The sequence below is a fragment of the Plantibacter sp. VKM Ac-2885 genome, from assembly GCF_015351205.1.
Lineage (GTDB): Bacteria > Actinomycetota > Actinomycetes > Actinomycetales > Microbacteriaceae > Plantibacter > Plantibacter auratus.
This window is the reverse complement of the sequence record NZ_JADKSK010000001.1, coordinates 2,593,748-2,613,514: the sequence shown is the minus strand read 5'-3', so window position 1 is coordinate 2,613,514 and position 19,767 is coordinate 2,593,748. Positions and strand designations below refer to the sequence as shown.

Genomic DNA, 19,767 nt, shown 5'->3' with positions numbered 1-19,767 from the left:
GGCGGGCGCGAGCGCGACCGATGCAATACTGGAGTTCAATATATAACATATTCCGCACGTGCGGTGGAGATGACCCTGACCAAGGGGGGTGGCGCACAGCGTTTCGTGCCAGGCTGGTCCAATGACTGATGCGCATCCTCCCGGCGGCCCCGTCCGGGACGCCGGGGATGCCTGGGTCGAATCCGGAGACGGCCGGAAGTACTGGGGGCGGTTCGGTGCGGCCGGACTCCTGGTGCACGATCGAGAGCGCGGCGTGCTGCTGCAGCATCGGGCCGGTTGGAGCCACTTCGGCGGCACCTGGGGCATCCCGGGCGGTGCGCGTCACCAGTTCGAGAGTGCCGTCGACGGCGCGGTCCGCGAGTCCCACGAGGAGGCGGGAGTCCCCGCCGAGTCGATCGAGCTGCGGTTCGACTCCGTGCTCGATCTCGGGTTCTGGTCGTACACGACGGTGATCGTCGAGGCGGTCCAGCCGTTCGAACCCGTGGTGTCCGACCCGGAGAGCATCGCCCTCGCCTGGGTACCACTCGCCGAGGTCGAGACATTGCCGTTGCACCCCGGCTTCGCCGATTCGTGGCCGGGCCTGCGGTCGCAGCTCGAGCGCCGCGTCACGGTCGTCGTCGACGTCGCGAACGTCGTCGGGTCGCGGCCGGACGGGTGGTGGAAGGACCGTGCCGGAGCCGCGCAGCGGTTCGTCGCGCGACTCGGCCGCCTCGCGCACGAGGGACTCGACGCCCAGGCGCTCGACCTCGACTTCAACCGCTGGTGGCCGGCCTACGTCGCCGTCGTCGAAGGACAGGCCCGTGGCGTCCACACCGATGACAACGTGCGAGAGCCCGGGCATGAGCTGCGGGCGGGCGTCTCGGTCGTCGACGCGGCGGGGAGTGGTGACGACGCAATCGTGGACGTCGTCCGTGGGCTCGACGGCGCGGTCGTCGTGGTCACCTCGGACCGTGAGCTGCGGGAACGCGTCGAGGGTCTGGGCGCGACGACGCGCGGTGCCGGCTGGCTGACGGACCTGCTCGACGCAACGGTCTGAGGGCAGCGGCAGTCGCTCCACAGGAGCCCGCAGCCCGTCGTCGCCATCGCGGGAGACCGCTTTCCTGCACGTCGCCTGGGCGTTCAGTAGGGTTGGTGCCATGACCCTGTTCATCATCGTCGGCGCCGTCGGTCTCGTGATCGTCCTCATCTCCCTGGTCTTCGGTGAGATCTTCGACTTCCTGGACGGGGCCGTCTCGGCCACCGCGCTCGGGAGCGCGTTCACCGTCTTCGGTGCGGTCGGCGCGATCGTGCTCGCGAACGGGCTGCCCGTCTGGTCCGCGTATGTCATCTCCGCCGTCATCGGTGTCCTCGTGCTCGTCGGCGTCCAGCTGATGATCCGGAGTTTCAAGCGTTCGGAGGACGGCACGCCGAGCTCACCGCTCGGTCTCTACGGCGTCGCCCGGTCGACCATCTCCGGTTCCTTCGGCGAGGTCAGCCTCGACGGCCCGCACGAGATCGAGACGCGCCTCGCGTTCTCCGACACGCGGATCGAAACGGGCAGCCGGATCCGCGTGGTCGAGCTCCAGGGCTCCCGCGTGAAGGTCGAACCCGCATCGAGCGGAGCCGCTGCCGACATGCAGCCCTGATTCCATCCATCCACCAGCACGCCCTCGAGGGGAAGGCACCTGCCCTATGGACTTCATCACCACCAACATCACGGTGATCGCCGTGATCGCACTCGTCGTGGTGGCGCTCGCGATCGTCGCGTTCGTCGCCGGACGCATCAAGCGCGTACCGCCGAACCAGGCGCTCGTCATCGTCGGTCGAGGGGCCGGCGCCAAGACGGGTGAGCCCGACGGCGGGCAGCGCGTCGTCATCGGTGGGCGGGTGTTCATCTGGCCGATCCTGCAGCAGGGCTTCCCGATCTCGCTCGAGCAGCGCCAGATCGGCATCGTCGTGGAGGGCGTCGACACCAACTTCATCAAGGTCGCCATCCAGGCGAGCGTGAACTTCAAGGTGTCCGGCACGCCGGAGGGTGTGCGCCGTGCCGCGCAGCGCTTCCTCTCCCAGCAGGGGTCGCTGACGCAGATCATCCAGCAGTCCCTCGAAGGGTCGCTGCGTTCCATCATCGGCAACATGCCGATCAAGGAGATCATCTCCAACCGCAACGCCCTCTCCGAAGCGGTGGTCGAGGCGACCAAGACGGATCTCGCCGAGCAGGGCCTCCAGGTCGACCTGCTGAACATCTCCGACATCTCGACGCCGGGGACCAATTACCTCGCCGACCTCGGTCGAGCGGAGAACGCGCTCGCGCGTCAGAACGCGGAGATCAAGGAAGCCGAGACCGCTCGTGCGTCCGAGTTCGCGCGGATCGAAGCGGCGGAGCAGGTCGCGGAGCGGCAGAAGGCACTGAGCCTCAAGCAGGCGACGATCAAGGCGGAGACCGACCGCGCGAACGCCGAGGCCGAGGCCTCCGGTCAGCTCGCCACGGCGCAGCAGGACCGCCTGGTCGCGGAACAGGAGCGCGAAGCCCTCGCCGAGAAGGCGAAGGTGGAGCAGGAGCGGCTCGACATCGAGGTGCGCAAGCCGGCCGAAGCCGACGCGTACGCGACGGTCCAGCGCGCGCAGGCGGCCCGAGATGCGGCCAATGCCGCAACGGAAGCCGACGCGTTCAAGCGTAAGACCATCGCCGAGGCGAACAAGGTCGCGGCGGTGCAGGACGCCCAGGCGGCTGCGGAGTCCGTGCGTCTCGCCGGTACCGCTGAGCGCGACAAGCAGATCGCGTTGGCCGAGGGTATCCGCGCCCAGGGTGACGCGAAGGCGTCGGCTGTGGCCGCGGAGGGTCTGGCGGAGGCCGAGGCGATCGACGCGAAGGCGGAGGCACTGAAGAAGTACGGTGAGGCCGGTCTGGCCTCCGAGATCATCGCCCGTCTGCCCGAGATCACGCGCGCCGTCTCGGAGCCGCTCGGCAACATCTCGAACCTCACGGTCATCTCGACTGAGGGCGCGTCCGCCGTCACGAAGACGGTCGGTCAGGTGGTCAGCGAGGTTCCGAAGGTCGTCAGGGACATCACCGGGCTCGACCTGTCCGCCCTCCTGGGCGGGGTCGCCGGTGGCGCGCTGGGGGAGAACCTCCAGCAGGCGATGTCCGACAACGCCGCTGCGGCCGCGAAGCGTCAGCCGAAGACGCCCGCGTCACCCGACGCCGTCTGAGTCGCTGGATCATCGGGAGCCGGTCGCCCTGGGGTGGCCGGCTTCTGGCGTTGTTCCACGGTTGTTCGCGCGATTCACCGGTGTCGCTTTGGAGCTTGTCAAGCGGTCCGGTCGCATCCCCGGTCGGGCATACGCGCCCGCCTAGGGTGGAGGCATGCGTGCGGTGCGCGCGGTGTCATCTGGAGGATCGTCGTGGACCATCGAGGAAACACAGCCGAGCAGCGTGAGGGCGAGCAGTCGTCGGAGCCGACCGAGGCCGGCGAGGCCCAGCGTCAGCGTCTGGCCGAGCGGCCGTGGCTGTCCTCCTACGCCAGTGGCGTGCCAGCCGACATCGACGAGGTCACCGAGACGCTCGTCGATCTGCTCGACACCTCGGTGAAGCGCTTCGGTGATCGCATCGCCTTGGAGTTCTTCGGAGCCGAGACGAGCTACAGCGAGCTCGGCGAACAAGTCGCGCGAGCGGCCGAGGGGCTCCGCAAGCTCGGCGTGAAGCCGGGCGACCGCGTGGCGCTCGTGCTGCCGAACTGCCCGCAGCACGTCGTCGCGTTCTACGCGGCGCTCCGGCTCGGTGCGACGGTCATCGAGCACAACCCGCTCTACACGGCTCGTGAGCTGCGGCATCAGTTCGAGGACCACGGCGCGCACGTCGCGATCGTGTGGGACAAGGTCTACGACCTCGTGGCCGACCTCCCGGCCGACGTGATGCGCGGCCGGATCGTGTCCGTCGACATCACCCAGGCTCTGCCGTTGTCGAAGCGTCTGGCGCTCCGGCTGCCGGTGAAGCGTGCGCGTGAGTCGCGTGCGGCGATGACGGCCACGCCGTCAGCCAAGCACGTACTCCCGTGGGAGCGGTTGGTCAGCGGACGGAAGCTGTCGAAGCGGGTCGTGCGTCCGACGCTCGACGACACCGCGCTCCTGCAGTACACGAGTGGGACGACCGGGGCACCGAAGGGTGCCATCCTGACGCACCGCAACCTGCGGGCGAACGCCGAGCAGGGACGCGCCTGGGTGCCTGGCCTGAGCGAGGGTGGCGAGGTCTTCTACGGAGTCCTGCCGCTGTTCCACGCGTACGGCATGACGCTGTGCCTGACGTTCGCCATGAGCATCGGGGCGCGGCTCGTATTGTTCCCGAAGTTCGACCTGGAGCTGGTGCTCACCGCGGCGAAGAAGTCCCCGCCGACGTTCCTGCCGGCGGTGCCGCCCATCTACGACGCGCTGTCGCGTGCTTCGAGCCGCAAGGGCGTCGACCTGACGAGTGTCCGCTTCGCGATCTCCGGTGCGATGAGCCTCCCGGTGTCGACGGTTACGCGGTGGGAGGAGGCGACCGGCGGTCTGCTCGTCGAGGGCTACGGGATGACGGAGTCGTCGCCGGTGGCGCTCGGCAACCCGATCGGCCCGTCGCGGCGGCCGGGCACCGTGGGTGTGCCGTTCCCGAGCACCGAGATCCGCGTCGTCGATCCCGAGAACCCGACGGTCGATCGTGCGGCGGGGGAGTCGGGCGAGCTGCTGCTCCGTGGTCCGCAGGTCTTCCAGGGCTATTGGGGTCGTCCGGACGAGTCGCGCGAGGCGTTGCTCGAGGGCGGCTGGTTGCGGACCGGCGACATCGTGACGGTGTCGGCGGACGGCTTCGTGACGGTCATCGACCGGGTGAAGGAGCTCATCATCACCGGTGGGTTCAACGTGAGCCCGTCCGAGGTGGAGGAGACGCTCCTGTCGCACCCGGACGTCGAGTCGGCGGCTGTGGTCGGCCTGCCGCGCGATTCCGGTGGCGAGGACGTGACGGCCGCGGTCGTCATGCGTGCCGGGACGGTGTTCGACGCCGGCTCGTTGCGCGACTACTGCCGGACCCGCCTCACGGCGTACAAGGTGCCCAAGCGGGTCGTGCAGCTCGACGAGCTGCCGACGTCGCTCATCGGCAAGGTGCTTCGGCGTCAGGTGCGCGACCAGCTCGTCGCCGATCGCAAGGCCGAGTAGCCGCCTGCGTCCGGGCACGTGCCCATCCTCGCGGCACGTCGTACAAGACGTGCCGCGAGGACTTCGGCGTGCCGCAGTGGTCAGCCGCGGGACTCGGGGTGCAGCCAGTGACGTACGACGGGGATGAGCAGTGACAGGGCGACGAAGGTGATGGCGCCGCCGATGATGGCGTCGTCGATCGGCGTGTTCCGGCTGACCTGCACGATGCCCGAGACGATCGCCACGGGCAGGGCGGTGAGTGCCGCGACGCGGACCTCTTTCCAGTAACGGCTGTAGCGCATGGTGGTCCTTCGTCGGGTGACCGGATCGGTCGGTTCGTCCTGTCGCGCGGGTGCGGACGAATCACGGTAGCGTGCCCCGTGCGGGGGTGGGCAGGGGAGACCTCCCACCCGACGAGTACGGCCTGTCTTGGCCGGGCCGTGTTCGCCGGAGCCGTGTCACGGAGCGCTCTCGGAATCCGCTAGACTGTTCGAGTTGTCTTCTCCGCCCGCGGAGATGGCATCGGGCTGTGGCGCAGCTTGGTAGCGCACTTGACTGGGGGTCAAGGGGTCGCAGGTTCAAATCCTGTCAGCCCGACAGAATTGGAAGAGGCGGGTCGCTGTGAATAGCGATCCGCCTCTTCCGCTTTATCGTTAGTATTGCGGACACTGCAATGCGAGAGTCTCCGCGCGCCGTAGTCCTGCACGCCAAGCGCGGTCTCGGTCATTGGCGGAGACCCCGGCGGTCCTACTCTCCGTGGCGTTCGAAAAGTTCGGCGAGCATTGTCGTGTTCGCTCCGTCTTGGAAGCGGCTGGAGATGAAGTCACCGGGGGGAGTCGTCGCCGATGCAGCAAGTTCGTAGTAGATCCGGACGATTGCCGCTTCCTCATCACGGGCCTTTGCCGATGAGATCTCGGCCGAGACGTCGTAGGCGTCGACCAGCAACTCGGGAATTTCAAACTCCAAGGGGAAGTCTGGAAGCGCGAACCGGTACAGCCCATCCGTGCGGCCCCAAGTCTCGCTCTCTCGGCCAGCCTCGATGATGGTGCGGTAATAGAGGAAGAGGAAGCTCTCGAGGCCAAGCTTGAGTTCACCGCCGTCGCCGTCGGGATCCTTCAGAACAGATGCCCAGTGATCACTGTCGTCGAAGTACGCGACCGACGCGACACGTTCTATAGGGGCAAGGCCACGAAGCGCTGGCGTACGCGCGACCTGTGTCTTCGCGCGGTCGAGGGGACCCTCGTCGAAGCCGTTGCTGCGGCCCTTCGCTTCCACGACTGCGCTGTATGCACCGCCGCGGGTCGAGGTGGGGTCGACGGCAACGAAGTCCGGGCGCCGCCCCGACAATGGGCTCCCTTGATGCATGAGCAATAGATCGACGTGCACAAGATGCGGGTAGCCGAGCAGATACCGAGTCGTGACAGCAGCTTGGGCCATGCCGAGAAAGTAACTCACTGCGGATTTCTCGGAGGGGTCAAGGTTGACGTACGCGTCCGAGCGCGTCCAGCGTTTGCCGGACGCGGTCGGCCGCAGATTTGCCGCGACGATGCCGGTACGCCACTGCATTTCGGCGAGTGGCCGGCGATGTGCTGGATGGGAAGCAATTGTCGGCATCCCTACCGTGGCCGCGCAGTCCAGGAGCATCTTCTCTGTGATAGAAACGTCTTGCGGTGTCGCTCGGTTGGGTTGCGTGAAAGACCTGAGTTCGCAATGGATGTCGGGCATATGACGCCTCCTGACGTGATCGCACCATCACAACGACTTTAGGGCCTAGCGAACCTCGGAGCGCAACAATGATCTTGTGATTGCCCCTCGAGCGACAAACAGCTGCGTAACGCGGTAGATATCGCCGAGTGGCGTGTCCATGAACTCGACGCTAGCGCCTCTCGGATCGACAGATGGAGTCCTTCGCATCAGGGACCGGAAGATACAGCGGCACTTGACTCACACCCGGTGAGATGATCAGACGAGCGACCTTAGGGAGATGTGTGACGACAGAGTGGCAGTCCGACGGGATTGCGGTGCCTGCCGAGCTTGAACGTGCGCTTGAGACAGACACCCTTGTGCTGTTCTGCGGTGCGGGAATCTCCGCAGCTCCTCCGTCCTCGTTGCCTGGGTTTCAAGGCTTGGTCGACGCGGTGGCCCGCGAGCTTGGCCGCTCGGACCTGCTCCCCGAAGACCCCGATGCCCCTGTTCAGTTCGATGCCGTCATGGGGGAACTCAACGAGCTCCAACACGATGTGCATGCGCGCGTGAGCGCCCGCCTCAGGGGTACGACACAACCGAACTCGTACCACACGGACCTCATTCAGATCTCCCAGAGCTATGCCCGAACTCCGAGGATCGTCACAACCAACTTCGATCTGCTCTTCGAGCACGGTGCTCAAGAGCTTGGCGTATCCCTCCCCGTGCACACGGCTCCAGCCTTGCCCCTAGGGAACGACTTCAGCGGCATAGTTCACCTGCACGGAACGATCGACCCCTCAACTGGCCAGCGGATGGTCGTAACGGACACCGATTTCGGGCAGGCCTACATCACAGAGGGCTGGGCTACGCAGTTCCTCACGCGCATGTTCGAGCGATACGTCACGCTCTTCGTCGGCTACAGCGCCGACGACACCGTGATGCGCTACCTCGCACGAGCCTTACCAGCGGACGGAAAGACCCGATTCGCGTTCATGGAGACCGAACAAGCGGACACGATGGCGGTTAGATGGGATCGACTTGGTGCCACCCCCATCGCATATCCTTCTCCGCAAGATGCCCGGCATGCCTCGCTAAAACTCTTCATCGAGAATTGGCGGAAGCGACTCACCGCCACTCCTGCTGAACGATTCGACCGTGTCCAATCGCTACTTTCAGCAGGGCCAGATAACCCAGACGTGCCAGAACATGAACTTCTCTGGTTGATGGGTGACACGGAGCACGCACGGCACTTTAGAAACGACGCGGACGCAGCAGCCTGGATCCCGCGACTGGACGGAGTCAGCGTGCTCGACGAACTCTTTGACGCCTCTGGACCCGATTCCGATCAGAACTACGGGTGGGCGCAATGGGCGGTTGGCTCGTTCCTGGCGGACCACGGAGCTGCGCTACTCGTGGCAGCGGCTCGACATGGCGGGCGATTAGCAAAAACGCTATGGTTCCACGTTTGGTTGCAACTCTATGAGGCCTATCAGCCCATCGAGCAGCACAGACAGTGGCTCCTACTGCTCGCTGCCGATCAGCCATCTCGCGACGATGAGCGTTTGTCCGGGCTGCTCCACCAGGTAACCGAGAAGGATCCTCTGGCCGCAGAAGTCTTGCTACATCACATGCTGATCCCGCGGCTGCAGTTCCGTCCCCGCAGAGGCTGGCTTGGTGAACCGGACGCGCTCGACTCCGACATGGTTCTCGCGTGGCGGCAATCGTCGATCCGCGACGCCTGGCCAACATTGCTGCCAAGCCTTACGGATCCTGACCATCTGCTCTCGGTGGTACTCGACCTGATACGAGGAGCTGAGTCGACAGACGCCCTTTTCAGCGGGCGCGAACGTCGTCACACGCTGTCTACTCGTCGCCAGAAAGTGGACGGGGTCGAGGAGTACGGTCGCGACGACCCCTACGTGCTTGTCGTGGATATCGCTCGCGACCTTCTCCGTGAGTTCGTGCGGCGCGAGGGCACCGACAGAGCGCTCCAGCTCCTGAAGAGTTCATCCGAGTTGATCCGTCGTCTCGCAATCGATGCTCTCGCCGAAGCACACAGCGGGGACGCGGACACGATGTTGAGCCTTCTCGTTGAACGCGGCCTCATCTTCGACATTCGATACAAACCCGAGGTATTCCGACTGCTGAAGTCGATGTACCGGCACGCGACGCTGGACGCCAAGGTGAAGCTGTTGGCGCACATCGAGCAAACCGATGCACGCGACAGCGGAAACGATATTCGGGACTACGAGCGCTACAACGCACTGGTGTGGCTTAGTGCAGATCAGGCGGATGAGGATCCGGTGCACGCAGTGTTGAGCGCGGCAGAGGCGGCACACCCCGACTATGGTCCACGGGAGCACCCCGACCTCGACTTCTGGGTTAGCGTTGGGGCGTTCGAGGAGTCCACCTCCGAAGCCGAAGGACTATTCCGCGGCAAACCGGTCGGCGACGTGGCTGCGGTGCTCGCGGACGATTCAGCGTTAGACGATGCATACGACAACGGACCGATCCTGCGGGAGCTGCGCGATTATCTCGACCACGAGCCTGGTCACGAGTTGGACATGCTGGACGAATTCCTCGCTCAGAATCTGTCGTCGGCGGCTGCGTGGACTGTGGTGCTGCAAAGCGCCGTGCGGCCGGGATCCGCATGGCAGGCGGAGCCCCTCCTAGCGCGGCTCAGGCAACTCGCATCAACTATCAACGACATCGCCTACGGAGTCGTATTCTCAATCACGCGACCGTCGAATGAACTCGACAAGCCCCTCGAGAACGCTCTAGAACGATGCCGACTCCTGCTGGGCATGTGGCGAAACGTCACCGTCGATGCATCGGAGGAGCCTCCAACCGATCCATCTGAAGCACACGCCACGGCCCGCGGTGCGCTCGCGTATGCATACGTCGAGACCGCGCTGCGGGCGACCCAGGAGGAGGAACACCCCGTAATCGACGCCGAGCTGCTGGCGGGCTTCGATGAACTCTTTGTGGCACAGGACATTCAGTCCGGCGATCCCAGCCCGATGATGCTGGCCCGGTACGCCGGACATATTGTCGATATGGCTGAGGAATGGTCTGATCGCAATCTGCAACCATTCCTGGCCTCGATCGACGATTCTCCTCGTTCGCGAAGCCTCTGGGCCGGAGTTCTAACAGCCAACTACTTCACCCGCTCCCTGATGACGCGCACGCGAGAGGCGCTTCGGATCGGATGGCCGGAGATCGCCCGCTCGCTCCCGGGCTCCGTAGAAGCTTTCATCAAGGTCCACGCGGCGCAGTTCGCGTTCTACACGCCGGCAGGCGAGCACACCTGGGCCGACCCGTTCATCGCTTCTGCACCCGTGACCACCCGTGCGCGCTGGATTCGATCAGTCGCCAGACATCTTGACGGCAACGATCCATCGTTCCAAGACCTGCTCTTCGAACTCTGGCAACACAGACTCGACAACCAACCACCGCTGCACGGGGCAGAACAGCGTGCGCTCCTCGACTGGCTGACCCTCCCCAACATCGATCTCGATCGCGCCGTAGACCTGTTCACGCGCGGACCCGCTGTGGCATCCGACGAGCGAGGGTTCGACTACTACGGCCTTGACGACTTTCCTCGGGATAACAACACCGCCCTGCTCAAGGTAGGACTGCATCTCCTGGTGGGGCGAACAAGCCTGCCGCCCTTCCTGAACCTTCTCGTAAAGGCCGCCACGGAGGCGAGCGAACAACAAGACGCTGATCTCGCGAAAGAAGTATGGAATCGGCTACTTAGCCTGGGGTACAAGCCGGCGCGAGAGCATCTCGGAACCCGCTTCGGACTGAACGGCTTCGATGGAGCGACCGGTGAAGCGATCGTGGCTGTCGGCGAGCAGACAACGTCGGAGCGGTGAGTCGCAGCCGACCACGATGCATCTTGCAGCGGAATCAGCCGGCGGCCATGACCGCACGAAGGCGACACGACACGACACACGGTCGCAGAGAGGACCGGGGGCGAGACTCTTCGCGAGCATGAGGAAGCGACGCAAAGCGGCACTGGTAGTGCATCTAATCTGGGCGGTGGCGGTGGCGGTGGCGGGGATCGCGATCGGAGAGACGATCGCACTTCTGTGGGTGGGAGGGCTTACGCCGGAGTGGATTGAAGCCACGGGTACATGGTTCGGCGCCGTCGCTATAGTTCTGGCGCTTCTCTGGGCGGTGCAGACCTTTCGAGCTGATCAGGCGCACCGTGAAGAGGAGCGGCGGCGCGTTGAGACTGACCGAGAAGCAGCTCTTGAAGCGGAGGAGCGACACATCCGCACTGACGCGGATCGTGTCGGGCTTGTTCTCCGCGGTGGTGCGGGGCAGGGGAGCGCGGGTGAGCAGGAGCTAACGAGCGTTCGCATCGCGGTTCACAATGACACAGATCGCCCGGTCGTTGTCGAAGAGTTCACCCTCGATCCACCGCTGGCGCTGCGCCCCCCGGCAACGCCTATTCGCATCATGCCCAGGGAATGCTGGGACGAGCTGCTCGAAGTCGTGCCGGTACCGACTACCGGCGGTGAGCTGAGTGGCCGACCTCTAAAGAACTATGGCGGTGTCATCAGCTTCGAGGTCCATGGACGTAGATGGACCCGAGCAAACACTTATGTTCACGCCGATCCCGCCTGAGCAGGATTCGCTGAGTTGGAGACCGGAAGGGTCAAAAGGTATCAAGCTCTGTGGCCGACTCCGGCGCTCAGCCGTTCGCCCCCTGAGTTCCGGTTTGAGTGAGCTCACGCGGTTGCCGATACAAGCGGTAAACGTGCCACACTACGACCCGGGACGCGCCCGAGGCCACCGCCGCGACAATCGCGTCATAGCCAGGCCGACGGCCACCATCGAACGCCCAGATGTCGTTATCGATGAACACCCGCGGGTCCGGTGAACCCCAGGTCGCCGGCGTGGCCCAGGCAGTCCTCGCGCTGGCGCTCGATATCAGCGCGTTGCCCGATACGGTCCATACCACCGCGCTCATCAGCCCACCCCGTCTATGGATAGAGTTCCAGGCTACGGCGCCACACCCGGCGAGCTGTTGGGTTCAGATGCTCCGCTGTAGACGAGGGCAGCGACCTTCGGTGGTATCGGCTTCGGAGCCGCACGCGCTCTGTTCCGCGGAACCCCATTCCAGGGATAGGGCGCCGCTGTGACATCCCTGCGAGTCAGGCGCGAGGACCAGCGAAACTGGCTCCCCCGGTCCCCATCGGGAACCTCGGCGCCAAGACCTGGTCGCCGTACTCTCGGTGACTCACTGCGTTTCCGTCGTTCTCACGATCGGCTTCAGTCACGCCAAGACGCCGCAGATGAACTTTGCGAAGATACTCATCCGTGTCGGCGCCCGTGTGACCGCCTGCTGCGATGGCGAATGCCGTCGCGAGCTCAAGAATCTGAAGGGTGACGGTCACGGCTATCTCGTTCCGGTCCATGAAAGGCGCTTCGTCGAACGTGCCGATGACGTTCGGCAGGAACCACCCTCGACCGTGGGCTGCACCCGAGCCCAGCGCCCAGTCCCAGAAGCCGACCCGGAGGTAGCGTCTGTATGCGTCGGTGGCGTTGAACTTCACATTCTCGGTCGCTCCGTCGAGGCGCAGGTTCACCGTGAACTCGGGGCGTCGCGAGTCCGGCGTGCGCTCGACGCCGTGGCTCGTGAAGAACTCATGCATCGTGGGGATCTGTTCACGTGCATTATTCGCGTCGCCCTCACCGTGGACGCCGAACGCCTCCGCCGTCCGGAGGTTGTCCTCGACAGATTCGATCTGGAACGCCGCCATCCGCAAGAGTGTTCGCGCCGGCGGCACCTCAGGGTCATAGATGTAGCAGAACCGCATCACGATCTCGCCTGCCGATCTGGCGAGGACCATCGCACTCATCGGCGCCGACGCGGCGGACTCGAAGATCGTGATGATCCCGTTCACGAGGTCAGCGACGGCCCGGATAGAGCGTTCCATGTCGATCTTGCTCTGAAGCACGACCGAGCCCAGGAACTCCGCGTGCTCTTTAGCGTGCACGTACTCGTTCAGCACTGTTCGTGGCGCGCCCGGTCGTCTGTCGCCGGCGACCGTGAGCACATCGGTGATGAGCTGCAGCGAGTCATCCATGGTCGTCCGCAACAGACGCGCGCACCACTGAGGCGACCCGAGCTCGCGACGAGCACTCGACGATGCCGCTTCCGACGAGGCATCAGCTGTCATGGCCCCTCCTTCGCTCGAACCTCAGCGGACAAAGCCTCTAGCGCTCTTGCCCGTCCCAGAAGTGCGCGTCGAGCCACTCACGAGCGTCCGTCGAACCGCGGTGCTTGACTCGGGCTCTCGTCGTCTTCATCGAGAGGAGGGTATCGCGATGGTCGCTGCGAACCCGACCTTCTTCGTGAGCGGCATCGACGAGCTCCGCGAAGCTCATGCGCTTCGCCCTGGGGATCCCGAAGGACTTCAGCATCAGCTCCGCGGCAGTGTGCATCTCCTCCAGCAGCACCTCGGGCGCGACCTCGTCGAAGTGCCAAGACGCCAGCAGATCCATCGTCACGAGCAGACGATCCATCAGATGGGGAGCGTCACGAGGGAAGAGGTCGTGAATGACGCCCGTGACAGGCATCTTCCGCCCGCGCAATGCAGGGACCCAGTCCTCGTCGTACTGGTCGTACATCATGCCGCGGTATCGGTTGAGGATCTCGACCAGACCGTTGGCTGTCCGGCGTCGCGCTGCGGGGGAGCGCTCACTCCGTGTCGCCTCCGCGATCGTCGGCAGGTCGCGGCGCAACCGCTCAAGGAGGATATCCACGACGTACGTGTTGGCGTTGAAGCAGATGTATGCGCCGTCTTCGTACACCTCAGTCTTGACGCGCGCGCCAAGCTTTCGAGCGCGAAGCCGGATGGCGGCGAAGCGCGCCCGAATGATCGGCATGTCGCGTTGAGATGCCTTGAAGGTCGCGTCGAAGCCAGCCACTCAGCGGACCGCCATTCCCGGGCACTGCCCAGGTCCGCTCACGGAGAGTAGGGCGGCCTCGAAGAGGGTCGTGTCGAAGATGACAGCGAGCATTCTCCCATCATGGCGTGGCCGGCATCTTGGCGACGCGAAGTCCACCGCTTGCGACCCGTCGACCTGCAAAAGGAGCCCGGCTCCGGTCGCCCGGCGCGCGACAGCTGCCCGATCGTTGGCTGTGGGACTCTGCGAATCGGGTATGCCCGTAAGACCCGCCCGATGAAATGCCCGCTGAGCGGGCGTCAACTGCAACACCGAAACCGACGGCCAGCTGAACCTCTCTTGAAGCCCGCGCTACGCGTATAAAGCGCCTCAGGCCGTCCCGTTAGCACTCCGGATTCCGCAAGCCCACGCTCCACGGCAGTTTTCGTTTGTCTACACACCCTGCTTCCGGAAAGAACACGCTCCACCGTTAGAGAACGGACGCAGGCTTCGAGCCGTAGGGTACGCGTCCGGAGCCACTGAAAAACCTGGTCAGAGGAATGATTCTGAGCCTGAAATGTGGGTGGGATTGCAGCGAATACGACATGGAAGCTCTGACCCCACTAATCTCGGACGGTGCTTCCAGCGTTGGGAGAGCCGGGCGCCCGTTCGGGACGGTGCTCCGATTGGCTTGAGTCGCCGCAGCCGCCACTTCTGCGCGGCGATCTGCGCATCATTCTGACGCGAGCTGTGTCGACTTCGACGGTGTACGCCTGACGGCGAGCCGCAAGCAATCAGGCACCCTGTCGGTTCCGAACGACACAATTGCACTGTGACGAAGAGTCAATTCGAACTGCCGGCGACACTGTGGTCCGTCCCGGATGGTCCGTGGCCGGACCCGCCGGTGCAGACCCGGCCGGCGCTGCTGCCTGTTGGAGAGTTGACTCCGGAGAACGCTGAACGTCTGTTCACGCGCATGCTGGAAACCGAAGCACAGATCGAGCATGCAATTCTGTACGGTCTGCCTGGGCAGGCCCAGGCAGGAATCGACGTGTATGCGCGCACGACACCCTCGCTGGACGCCGCCGCCACGGTGGAGAGAAGCTTCGTGGCCCTGCAGTCACGCCGGGTGAAAGACCTCACCGCCGCGTCAATCACCTCAGCGGTCACTGACTTCCTCGCCGGTGAGTGGGCGGACCGGTGCTCCCGGTTCTACTACGCCACGAGTTCGTCGCTCCGCGATACGAAGCTGGATGCCGTCGTCCGATCTGCGCACGACACCCTCGCCGGGCAGGGCATCGAGTTCGTGCCGTGGGGCGCGGAGGAGGTCGCGGCCCGGCTCCGCGATCAACCTCGCCTGGTGGATGACTTTTTCGGACGGGCGTGGGTGACCGCGTTCTGTGGCGAGGACCGCGCCGCGGAGCTTTCCCGGCGGATCACCCCCGAGAAGGCACGCGCGGCCCGCGACGCCCTCGGAGCCCTTTACCGGGCCGCGTTCCGGGCGCAGGGGGCCTCGCCGACGGTCACCGGAACACACACGCAGGGTCTGCCCTATCTGATCCACGATACGCAACCAGCGACCGAGAACACCCCAGCACGAGTCACTGCCTTGGAGCCGGAGCAGACGGAGCAACGGGTATCGATCCAGCCGCTGGATGAGTACGCAGGGACTCCTCGGCGGATGCGCCGCCGCATCCGCCGGCAGGCGCGGCGAGACCCGGTCCGATCGGCGGATACAGATCGGGCGCGCACTCGTGTCGACGAATGGATCGAGTCCGCGCGACTGCGGCTCCTGATCGGCGCGCCCGGGTCGGGCAAGTCCAGCTTCTTGATGTTCACTGCCGTGGATATCCTCGCTGCCGAGCCGCAGTCCGCGGCGCTGCAGCGGGCACACGGCGGCGACTTGCCTTTGTGGCTCCCGTTCGGTTTCCTGTGCCGTCACCTCGACGGATCCACCACGAACTCGGTTGTCTCGGCCATTCGGGCCTGGGTGACTCAGCAGGGTGGACCGTCGGCATGGGATCTCACCCAGCCGGCTCTTGATGATGAACGGGCGATCCTGCTTGTCGACGGCATCGACGAGTGGAATGACCCCGCCTCCGCCGAGTACGCGCTCGGGCTCCTCGAGTCCTTCGTATCCCAACGTCGCATCGGCGCGATCCTCACCGCCCGTCCGTACGCGGTGGACCGGCTGAACTGGGTGGAGCCATGGGCAAAAGCGGTCCTCGCACCTCTCACTCACACGCAGCAGGTCGACCTGGTCACCCGGGTGCTGTCCGAGTCCGACACGATCGGTGTGGATGGGCCCTCCAGCCCGCATGCGGAGTCGTTCCTAGCCGAACTGACTCAGATTCCGGCGTTGAGCGCGCTTCTGGGTACGCCGCTATTCCTCGGGCTGCTGGCGAAGTCGTGGCGAGGTGAGTCGTTGCCGCCGCAACGGTTCTATCTGTTCTCCGCGCTCGTCCAGCTTCTGGTGGACAAGCATCCGCAGATGCGCCGCCGTGCCTCCTCCGCGGCGGGATCAGAATTCTCCACCGGCGACATGCTCACTGTGCTGCGAGGCGTCGCCTACCAGGCGCGGGTCGAGGGCGGCTCGACGATCAGGCAACGGCAGGAGATGGAGCGACGGTTCCGGGAGGAGCTTCGCCGCGATGACGGGCTGGCGTACCCGGCGGCTGACGCGGCCAGGGTCGCGACGGCGGTGCTGTCGCAGGCGGAGGACGAGTACGGTCTGCTGGTCCCGCAAGCCGTCGGCATGGTCGGGTTCTTGCACCGAGTTCTGCTCGACCAGCTTGCCGGCGAGCACCTGGCCACCCTCTCACCTGAGGAGCAGGAGAGTGCCCTGACCGCACGGGCCGGCGACCCCACATGGCGGGATGTGCTCATCGCCGGGCTTGCCACGCAGGTCAACGCGCACGTGAACGCATCCCTGCTCACCCGGCTCAGCGAGCATCCCGAGGTGGACCCGGTCGACAAGTACGAACTGATCGCCGATGCCATCGCCGCCGACGTCGCGCTCACTACGCCGAAGCAGTCGCAGTGGGTGACGGAGATCGTCGATCGGGTCGACGAGCACGCCAACACGGACCACCGGGCCACTCTGATCGCGTCGTTGGTCTCGATGACGAAACACGCATCGCTGCGACCGCTGCTGCTTACAACGTTCAGGCGATGGCTCAACGCCGCGCACCCTGAGCCGACGTCCCCGCTGTGGATGCTCCGCGACGCCGCGGTCGCGGAGACGGGGGTCCTGCCTGCGCTGTTGTGGGGACTGCGGCACGAGGAGGAGGCGGTGCAGCTGAACGCCGCCCATGCCATCGCCATCCGATACTCCGGCGACGCGACAATCGGCGCCCGCATCGAGGCGAGCGTCCGGGACGGTGCGACGGCCATCGACCAGGCGTTCGCGTTGCTGTGCCTGGGAACTGGGTGGCCGGACTGGTCGCAGCTGCCCGCTCTCCTGGAGTGGGCGAGAGCGCAGATCACCCCGGAACTGCGGGTGTGCGCTTTGCACCTGCTGCGGGACGCCGCGGGAGGGAAGTTTGATCACCTCACCGCTGCGGAGAAGCAGTGGTTCGGGGGGTTCCTGCGGCACGAGGGGTTGCGGCCGCGGGAGCACTGGAAGGATCTCGCTGTCCCGTTCGTGCAGCATGCGCTGTCCGAGGAGCCGAGCGCGGCGCGGTTCGTTCTGGAGACCTTGTCCGGCAACGGCGAGAACGGCGGCGACCGGTCGATGGCCTGGCTGCTGGCGTGCACTACGTTCAGCGGCGACGACGCGATCAAGAGCTGGGTGGCGAGCGAGTTGGAACACCCCGACCGCCACGGACTTGTGCTGCACAACCTCGCACTAATCCCCGAGTCGTGGCGCGCGGACCCCGCTTTCGCGCGCAGCGCCGCGGCGACCATCCGGGAAGAGGCACCGAAACCTCCGTTCAACGACGGGGTCATCGCCCTCGCCGAATCGTTGCCCGACGACGACGCGCTCGATGTGCTCCTGCCCGCCCTGGACTCGTGGCGTCCGGTCCGTGCCGGGGCAGCGCTGCTACGACGTTTCGGGGACCGTCCCGAGGTGCGCGCGGTGTTCGATGAGCGCCTGCATGGGCCTCTCGAGTCGGCGGCGCCGCTCGCGCCGCTGGCGCTGGAGGCGCTCGGCGCCGCGGAAGGGTTCCGAGTGCTCGTCCGGTTGTTGCGGTCCTCGGCCGATGAGGGCGACGGAGAAGCGAAGGTCGTGGTGGCGATGGCCGTCGCCGAAGCGTGGGCCCAGTTCTCCACCACCCCGGAGGGCCCTGAGTCCGCCGCAATCTTGCGCGACTACGATCCGGACGAACTCGCGACACGCTGCACAGCCGTCGGAACAGGACACCTCACCTGGCATGTCGACGCGATCATCGCCGCGTGGCCGGCGCACGAGGCGGTCGTCACATTCGCGTTGCAGGCCCTGCAGCATCCCCGGCACCTCAGCAGCGGTATCCACGACCCGGCGCCCCCGGCGATCGTCCGCGCGTACGGTGCCCGCGCCGACGCTACCGCCAACATGATGATGGATGCGGCTCTCGATCAGCTCGGCTACCTGCCACCGCATTTGAGGGAAGTGCTCGGCGATGCGCTGACCCGCTCCGATCTGACTCCCGCCACATTGCGCGATCTCCTCGGGTACTGGGGTGAGGATCCGGATGTGTGGGTGCAGCGCGCGGCACTGACCGGCTTGATCCGTCGTGTGGAGCGGTATCGGATATCGCCGAACGCCGAGCACGTACAGACCGATGAGGCCACCGACTGGCTGCGGGCACAGGTGCAAGCCGAACTCTGCGGGTACGGTCCGGCTCTGGAAGACCGCCGACAGAACGGGTGGGTGGGGATGCTGCTGCTCAGTGATCTCGGACTGCATGACGGGCTCCTGGAGACCATCGGGGAAGCCACCCGACCCGGCGTGCACCTTCGACACTTGTTCGGCGGCGTCGACCGGGAACTGGTCGACCTTCTCAACGCCAACTGGGACGAGGTATCTGCTCACTTCGGTGAGGACCTGTTCGCGCTGCTGTCGGCCTCCAACGGCCGGGATGCCCGCGAGGACGCGCGGGCAAGCGTGCTCGGCCAGCTCAGCACGAGCTCATCACCGCATCCCTCGGTCAATGAGCTCATCCGTGCGGAGGCGGACACTAACCCTCAGTTCCGCAATAGCGCCGAGCATCTGCTCTGGTCGCATCGCGGTGGTCGCCGTGATCTCGACCTCTTCATCGCGTGCCTGACAAACGCGAGCTCCGCCACCTCACGCCGGGGTGAGACGAACGAGGTCTATAACCTATTGGTCGATTCAGACTCGTGGCAGATCCCCGCCGACACGCTCCGCGAAGCGCTGACGCAGCAGCCCGGTTTCGACACCGATCCGGAACTTCGGGCGTTGTTCTGCGAACTGTTCCCGACCGACGAGCGCAGTCGCACGATGTTCGTCGATCTGGAGGCTTGGTTCCGCGACGACGACCCACGGGAACGTCGCGAGTGGATCGACTCGCTCGCCGTCGCCGTGCGGTCCTCCCCGCCCCGCGCGCTGCCCGTGATCGTCGAACGGGCACATCACCAGATCATGCTCCGGGACGCCGCCGACCTGTTTCCCCTGCTAACCGGTCCGCTGCTGCGCCGACTCCGCCACGACCCGGACGCTGTCACTGCTCTTCGAGCCGCGATCCAAGACCCTGCCTCTGCGGATTCCGCCACGCCGATCTGGGCGCTGACGCCTGCGGGCGGGCGGACCCACGACCCGGTGCTCGATACGCAACGGTCCTACCTGTTGGCGACCGTGCTCGACCACGTCGGGCTACTCGATGAGAGCACCGCGACGATAGCTCGGGAAGTGCTCACCGTCACCAACCCGGATGTGGTGGTCCAAGATCCGTTCACCGGGGCCGAACGTCCCGCGCACGCGGCAGCGGTCACCCTCACCAGGCACGCGCCATAGAGGGTTGAGCCCAGCATCAGGCGGCACGCTGGTGCTGGGCTGTGAGGCCGGTCGAGTGCTCTTGGAGATCGTTTTCG

At 65.5% G+C, this 19,767-nt stretch carries 11 protein-coding genes and 1 tRNA gene; 8 read left to right on the top strand and 4 right to left on the bottom strand.

What is annotated here, in order from left to right; genetic code table 11:
- Nucleotides 1-121 precede the first annotated feature (121 nt).
- The 4 genes from ITJ66_RS12460 (at nucleotide 122) to ITJ66_RS12445 (ending at nucleotide 5,166) form a co-directional block, all read left to right on the top strand.
- Entirely contained in the window at nucleotides 122-1,036 is a 915-nt protein-coding gene (locus ITJ66_RS12460; RefSeq protein WP_194644718.1) for an NUDIX domain-containing protein, read from the top strand.
- A gap of 100 nt (nucleotides 1,037-1,136) precedes the next feature.
- On the top strand, nucleotides 1,137-1,625 hold the full coding sequence (locus tag ITJ66_RS12455) for an NfeD family protein (protein WP_086475411.1): 489 nt from the start codon (nucleotides 1,137-1,139) through the stop codon (nucleotides 1,623-1,625).
- A 46-nt stretch (nucleotides 1,626-1,671) separates the two neighbouring features.
- The gene (locus tag ITJ66_RS12450; protein ID WP_194644717.1) at nucleotides 1,672-3,192 is read left to right on the top strand and encodes a flotillin family protein; all 1,521 of its coding nucleotides are present in this window, start codon (nucleotides 1,672-1,674) and stop codon (nucleotides 3,190-3,192) included.
- Between the two features lie 279 nt (nucleotides 3,193-3,471).
- A complete protein-coding gene (locus ITJ66_RS12445; protein ID WP_228501916.1) occupies nucleotides 3,472-5,166 on the top strand; it encodes a long-chain-fatty-acid--CoA ligase in 1,695 nt (564 codons plus the stop codon).
- Nucleotides 5,167-5,246: 80 nt separating this feature from the next.
- Here ITJ66_RS12445 and ITJ66_RS12440 read toward each other — a convergent pair whose 3' ends face one another.
- Nucleotides 5,247-5,447, bottom strand: a complete 201-nt coding sequence (locus ITJ66_RS12440) for a hypothetical protein (protein ID WP_194644715.1) — start codon at nucleotides 5,445-5,447, stop codon at nucleotides 5,247-5,249.
- Nucleotides 5,448-5,668: 221 nt separating this feature from the next.
- Here ITJ66_RS12440 and ITJ66_RS12435 point away from each other — a divergent pair.
- A tRNA-Pro gene (locus tag ITJ66_RS12435) sits at nucleotides 5,669-5,742 on the top strand.
- A 150-nt stretch (nucleotides 5,743-5,892) separates the two neighbouring features.
- On the opposite strand, the gene ITJ66_RS12430 is transcribed toward ITJ66_RS12435, so the two are convergent.
- On the bottom strand, nucleotides 5,893-6,870 hold the full coding sequence (locus ITJ66_RS12430) for a hypothetical protein (protein ID WP_194644714.1): 978 nt from the start codon (nucleotides 6,868-6,870) through the stop codon (nucleotides 5,893-5,895).
- 263 nt (nucleotides 6,871-7,133) lie between these two features.
- Between ITJ66_RS12430 and ITJ66_RS12425 the strand changes: the two genes are divergently transcribed.
- Together ITJ66_RS12425 and ITJ66_RS12420 are read left to right on the top strand one after the other, a co-directional pair.
- Nucleotides 7,134-10,709 carry an SIR2 family protein gene (locus tag ITJ66_RS12425; RefSeq protein WP_194644713.1) on the top strand — a complete coding sequence of 1,192 codons (3,576 nt, stop codon included), beginning with the start codon at nucleotides 7,134-7,136 and terminating at the stop codon, nucleotides 10,707-10,709.
- 118 nt (nucleotides 10,710-10,827) lie between these two features.
- Nucleotides 10,828-11,466 (top strand): hypothetical protein, encoded by a 639-nt coding sequence (locus tag ITJ66_RS12420; RefSeq protein WP_194644712.1) that lies wholly within the window; start codon nucleotides 10,828-10,830, stop codon nucleotides 11,464-11,466.
- Nucleotides 11,467-11,996: 530 nt separating this feature from the next.
- On the opposite strand, the gene ITJ66_RS12415 is transcribed toward ITJ66_RS12420, so the two are convergent.
- Together ITJ66_RS12415 and ITJ66_RS12410 are read right to left on the bottom strand one after the other, a co-directional pair.
- Nucleotides 11,997-12,932, bottom strand: a complete 936-nt coding sequence (locus ITJ66_RS12415; protein WP_194644711.1) for a hypothetical protein — start codon at nucleotides 12,930-12,932, stop codon at nucleotides 11,997-11,999.
- A 130-nt stretch (nucleotides 12,933-13,062) separates the two neighbouring features.
- Nucleotides 13,063-13,776 (bottom strand): hypothetical protein, encoded by a 714-nt coding sequence (locus ITJ66_RS12410; RefSeq protein WP_194644710.1) that lies wholly within the window; start codon nucleotides 13,774-13,776, stop codon nucleotides 13,063-13,065.
- A gap of 790 nt (nucleotides 13,777-14,566) precedes the next feature.
- On the opposite strand from ITJ66_RS12410, the gene ITJ66_RS12405 reads away from it, so the two are divergent.
- Nucleotides 14,567-19,690, top strand: a complete 5,124-nt coding sequence (locus tag ITJ66_RS12405; RefSeq protein WP_194644709.1) for an NACHT domain-containing NTPase — start codon at nucleotides 14,567-14,569, stop codon at nucleotides 19,688-19,690.
- The last annotated feature ends 77 nt before the right edge of the window (nucleotides 19,691-19,767 follow it).